The sequence below is a fragment of the Cryobacterium sp. MLB-32 genome (genome assembly GCF_000738085.1).
In the GTDB taxonomy this organism is placed as follows: Bacteria; Actinomycetota; Actinomycetes; order Actinomycetales; family Microbacteriaceae; genus Cryobacterium.
Genome location: NZ_JPRS01000206.1, coordinates 1 through 4,721, shown reverse-complemented (window position 1 = coordinate 4,721; position 4,721 = coordinate 1). Strand labels below are relative to the sequence as shown.

6 protein-coding genes are annotated in these 4,721 nt (G+C 62.0%); 1 reads left to right on the top strand and 5 read right to left on the bottom strand.

Annotation, left to right across the window (positions count from 1 at the left end):
- Positions 1–900, bottom strand: a 900-nt coding sequence (gene mraY, locus JF66_RS15960) for a phospho-N-acetylmuramoyl-pentapeptide-transferase (protein ID WP_035879580.1), incomplete at its 3' end; no start/stop codon positions are given.
- 208 nt (positions 901–1,108) lie between these two features.
- On the bottom strand, positions 1,109–1,582 hold the full coding sequence (soxR, locus tag JF66_RS15955) for a redox-sensitive transcriptional activator SoxR (protein WP_035879579.1): 474 nt from the start codon (positions 1,580–1,582) through the stop codon (positions 1,109–1,111).
- Between the two features lie 63 nt (positions 1,583–1,645).
- Here soxR and JF66_RS15950 point away from each other — a divergent pair, with 63 nt between their 5' ends.
- Complete coding sequence (locus JF66_RS15950; protein ID WP_051973638.1) at positions 1,646–2,335, top strand: VOC family protein; 690 nt, start codon at positions 1,646–1,648, stop codon at positions 2,333–2,335.
- Between the two features lie 77 nt (positions 2,336–2,412).
- Here the strand turns inward: JF66_RS15950 and JF66_RS15945 are convergent, their stop codons facing one another.
- From JF66_RS15945 to JF66_RS15935, 3 genes are all read right to left on the bottom strand, one after another.
- Positions 2,413–2,829: an ASCH domain-containing protein gene (locus JF66_RS15945; protein ID WP_035879578.1), complete on the bottom strand. Its 417-nt coding sequence runs from the start codon at positions 2,827–2,829 to the stop codon at positions 2,413–2,415.
- Between the two features lie 140 nt (positions 2,830–2,969).
- On the bottom strand, positions 2,970–3,869 hold the full coding sequence (locus JF66_RS15940; protein WP_081882446.1) for an alpha/beta hydrolase: 900 nt from the start codon (positions 3,867–3,869) through the stop codon (positions 2,970–2,972).
- A 115-nt stretch (positions 3,870–3,984) separates the two neighbouring features.
- Positions 3,985–4,554 carry a GNAT family N-acetyltransferase gene (locus JF66_RS15935; RefSeq protein WP_035879577.1) on the bottom strand — a complete coding sequence of 190 codons (570 nt, stop codon included), beginning with the start codon at positions 4,552–4,554 and terminating at the stop codon, positions 3,985–3,987.
- Between the last annotated feature and the right edge of the window lie 167 nt (positions 4,555–4,721).

Genomic DNA, 4,721 nt, shown 5'->3' with positions numbered 1-4,721 from the left:
CAGACCCCCGATCAGAACGAGGAGCAGTTCCGTGCGGGTCAAAATGGCCAGAGCGCACAGCGCTCCGCCGAGACCCAGCGAGCCGGTGTCACCCATGATGATCTTGGCGGGACTTGTGTTCCACCACAGGAATCCAATGAGAGCTCCACAGATCGCCGCTGCGACGATCGCGAGCGACAGCGGATCATTCGTCGTGTAGCACTTGTCCACATCCTCGAAGCTGAGCGAAGGGCGGAAGCAGGATTGGTTGAACTGCCAGAACCCGATCAGTACATACGAGCCGACCGCGAGGACGGTTGCCCCGGTCGCGAGCCCGTCAAGGCCATCCGCAAGGTTCACCCCGTTGGTTGTGGCGGTTGCGAGGAAGTTGATCCAGATTAGGTAGGCGATGATCCCGACCGCGGGTACGCCCGTCGCGATGAGAGCGAGATCGAGCGCGGGAATGTCGCGGAAGAGCGAAATAGCCGTCGATGCCGGGGTGTGACCACTCGCGGTCGGGAATTGAATCGCGAGCAGGCCAAATACGGACGCGACAAGCGTCTGTCCTGCGATCTTGGCCCACCCGCCGAGCCCGAGGCTGCGTTTGTGATGCACCTTGAGGAAGTCGTCGACGAAACCCACACAAGCCATGCCTATCAACATGAACAATACGAGCAGTGCGGACGCCGAGATGCCCTCCCCACCGCTGACGATCGCCGACACGAAGAATCCAAACAGCGTCGCAAGAACGATGACAATACCGCCCATTGAGGGCGTTCCACGCTTGGTGTGATGCGACTTGGGACCGTCATCGCGGATGAACTGACCGAGTTCAAGCCGCTTGAACAAACGGACGAACAGCGGCGTCAGAAAAAGCGAGAAGGCAAGCGCGAGCCCGCCGGCCGTTAGAAGAGTCCCCATGACGCCAGTCTTGCATGCGGCTGCGCACGTGTTGCGATACATTCAACCGCCGGCCGCATGACGCGGAGTCGTCCAAATTCAATCTCGGAGAGGCCTTTGCAGCCTCTGCTCGACAGTGGGCGGGCTGCGTCTTGCCATTGCGAGGGCGCCCGCAAGTCGAACCCTCAACGGTCGCCGGGACTACTCGTCGATGGTAGAGCCGCCGCAGTCAATCGGTGATTGCCGCGGCGTCGGCCTTGCGCAGCCATCGCGAGCCCGGGCCTTCCCCTGCGGCCTCGTCGTCCGGATTAAACAGGGTGCATGTGCCCAAGGACAGGCAGCCGCAGCCGATGCACCCGTCGAGGGAGGTTTGCAGTGCTTCGAGTTGGCGGATGCGACGGGCCACTGTTGCTGCCCATTGATGGCTCATGTGTCGCCATTCGCGCTGAGTTGGCGCGCGATCGGATGGCAACGCAGCGAGGGCGGTGGCGATTTCGTGAAGGGTGAGCCCCACACGCTGACCCGCGGCAATAACGGCTAGCCGTCGGAGGGTGTGGCGAGGGAACTGGCGCTTGTTGCCTGCTGTCCTGGTGGACTGGATCAGGCCGCGCTTCTCGTAGTAACGAACGGTCGGCACGCTCACACCCGCGCGTCGAGCGAGGTCGCCGATCGACAGAAGCTCAAGGGGGGCAATATGTGACATGGCCGAAGCTTCCCACGCAGCCCGCTTGACCTCAAGTTAGCTTGAGCATCTTGACGAGGAAACATGCAGATCACCAATGTGTCAGTCCGTGTCCGAAACGCTCGTGCAGCCGGGGAATTCTATGCCGGTGTGCTCGGCCTCGACATCGCCCGAAGGCCCAACGGCGTGGTCGTGACGCTAGGGACGACTCGGCTCGAACTTGTCGAGGACCCCGCTGCCGCCGGGGACCACCACCTCGCGATCACGATTCCGTCCAACAAATTCAACGAGGCAAAAACGTGGCTCCAACAGAGGACGGTGCTGCTCGGAACGCCCGAAGCGGACGAATTCGAATGCTCACCGGCGTGGAACGCTCACAGTCTGTACTTCGCCGGACCCGAGCGGTCGGTCTGGGAGTTCATCATTCGCCGCGACCTCGACAACTCAACGGCCGGTCCATTCAGCAGCGCGGACCTCCTCGGCATCAGCGAAGTGGGAGTCGTGGTGGCCGACGTCCCGGCCGTGGTCGCAACGCTTACCGATGACGCCAGGATTGCTCCGTACGGCGAGGCGCAGGGCGGCACCTTTGCGCCCGTCGGGGACACCGACGGCATGCTTATCCTGGTCGCGCCAGGCCGAACCTGGTTTCCCACAGCCGATTGCACGGCGGAGGAGAGCCCTGTCAACATCACAGCCCTCGGTGGACGACCAGGGACCTATCCGCTCGGAGCCCTCGGTGCACTTCATGTCCTCTTGCAGGAATCGCCGGGCTAGAGCTCCCGGCAACCCCCTTCAAGCGTTGGGCGAGTCCAAGGGCGAGACCGCCTTCAGAAGGGGAACCCCCTGCGGGATCAGTCGATGACTCTGAATCGTTCGAGCACCAGGAGTGTGTTGTCGTTCACAACGAAGTTCGGGTCCCTCAGAAAGGCTCGCAGTTCCTCGCCCTCCCAGAATCGCTCGTGCGCGATCCGCCACTCAGATACTGACGAATGGCCCTCACCCTCGTCGAGCGCGTGCTCCCATGGCACGTCGGATAGCCGAACCTGTTCAACATCCGTTGTTTCGATGATCACGACCCGACGCCCTTCCGAATCCACCACAGCCTGGCGTGAGCCGATCTGTGGCAAGGGCTCGTCTTCGATCTGATACTCCGCGACAGTCGACGTAGTCGAGGTCTTACGTCGATCGCAGATAGCGGAAACGAGCTTGTCACGAAGCGGCCCCGGGAATCCGAACTCAGCGATGGGAAGCGAATCTATGTCGGTCATCACCCAAGTCTGTCGTGTCGACCAATCAACCCAGATGACCGGCACGGGAACGACGACATGTGGCGACTCTCGACGCAGCGTGGATCCCGCAAGGGGAACCTCTTACGGGACGAGCGGCGACTGGTACGCGTTGCTGCGGCTCAGGCTTGCTTCGCCTGTATGCCGCGGGCCCAATCGATGATCAGACGTAAACCAGCCTCGGAACCTGGCTCGTTTGGACGGTTAAGGAAACCGTGGAAAGTCTCGGGAAGTGCGTGGTATTCCGCTGCGATCCCGGCCGTGGCAAGCTCCCGGGCGAACTGGCCACCAGACGCGCGCATGGAGTCGCGATCCGCGTCGAGCATCAAAGTCGGTGGGAATTCGTGCAGGGCATGACCCCCGGGGAATGCGTGTGCTTCCAACATCGCTTTGCGTGTGCCCGCGTAGTGGAGATTCATCAGGTTGAGAAGCATCGGCGAGTGACCAAAACGGCGTTTGCCACGAAGCCGGCGGCGCAAATTCCGCTCCAGCCTCGGCAGCGCGGCGTGAAAGAGCCCATAGGCGAAAAAAGCACCCGCGAGAGGTGCCGCCCCGTCGTTCACCAGTCGAAGCACTGCGCCAGCCGCGAGGCACGCGCCTGCACTGGCACCGCCGAGAATCACGCCCTGGGGAGCCTCCCGTTGAACGGCCCGCACGATGGCAACGACATCGTCAACCGGGACCGGGAAGTGGACCGCCGGGCTCCTCCGAAACCCAGTCGAAGACAGTCTGAGCTTTGAGATAGTCGCGAGCCGGTAGTCCACGGTAGTGACGTTGAATCCCTCCGCCGCCAGTGATCGAGCAACGTCATGAGACTCCGGCTGGTCGAGACCGCCTCTGAAGAATCCACCTCCATGGATCCATACGATGGGCGTGGACGAGACCGGGGTCCTACCGTTGGCCGGCAAGTATCGGCGCACGGGTATGGGGCCGTGGGGCCCCTCAACTACACCGTCGATGTTTTCGATCTTCTCGAGGGCCTCTAGGTCTCGGGACAGGGCGAGGCGAACTCCGGCTGACATGTGACCAGTGTACGGATCGGCAGATTCACGGGTAGGTCGGAATGTGACCTCGCGCGACATGGGGGTCTCCGGCTCGTCGTGTTTGAAAGGGAACGTCGTGCGGGACAAGATGCGGTCAAGAAAGAATCGTCCAGACCGGTGATTTCTGCCGGTCTCCAACGAGGATGCCCGCGACCCAATCGTCTTCTCTGGCATGCCGTCCCATGGCACCGAGCCGGAGTGTCCCCTCGAATTGAAAACCGATTCGCCGGGCAACGCGAGCGGATGCGACATTGCCCGCGTAGGCGTGCCACTCGATGCGAATCAGGCCCAGTCCTTCGGGCGGGCGGCCGAATCCGAACTCGACGACAGCTTGAGCAGCCTCGGTGAGCAGACCGCGGCCGCGAAACGGTGCCGCCATCCAGTAGCCGATGGTCGCTTGGCCGGCACCGATATTGTCGAGGCTGATTGCGCCAGCAAACTCATCGGCGATCGTGATGGCCCAGGTGCAACTCTTTCCGCTTGCCCAACCGAGGTCGGAGTACGTGGTGACGTAGCCTTCAGCGTCCGTCCGCGTATACGGAACCGGGATCGGCACTCGCCGCTGGATCTCAAGATCCTGACAAGCCGCAGTGATGGCCTCAACATCAATCAGCGACGGAGCCCTCAGGATGAGCCGGTCCGTGCGCAGCTGTACCTTGTTCATTCGTTCAAGCTATCGGTTGGACCAAATTGCCGCGTAAATCAGGGTCCGGAAGGGGAACCGCTTACACATCAGATGTGAACTCCTCCAGCTGCTCGAGGAACGTGTGCGTGACGCGTCGAAAGGCTGTCGGTTGTTCGATCCAGGGGTAGTGCCCGCACGCTTCGATC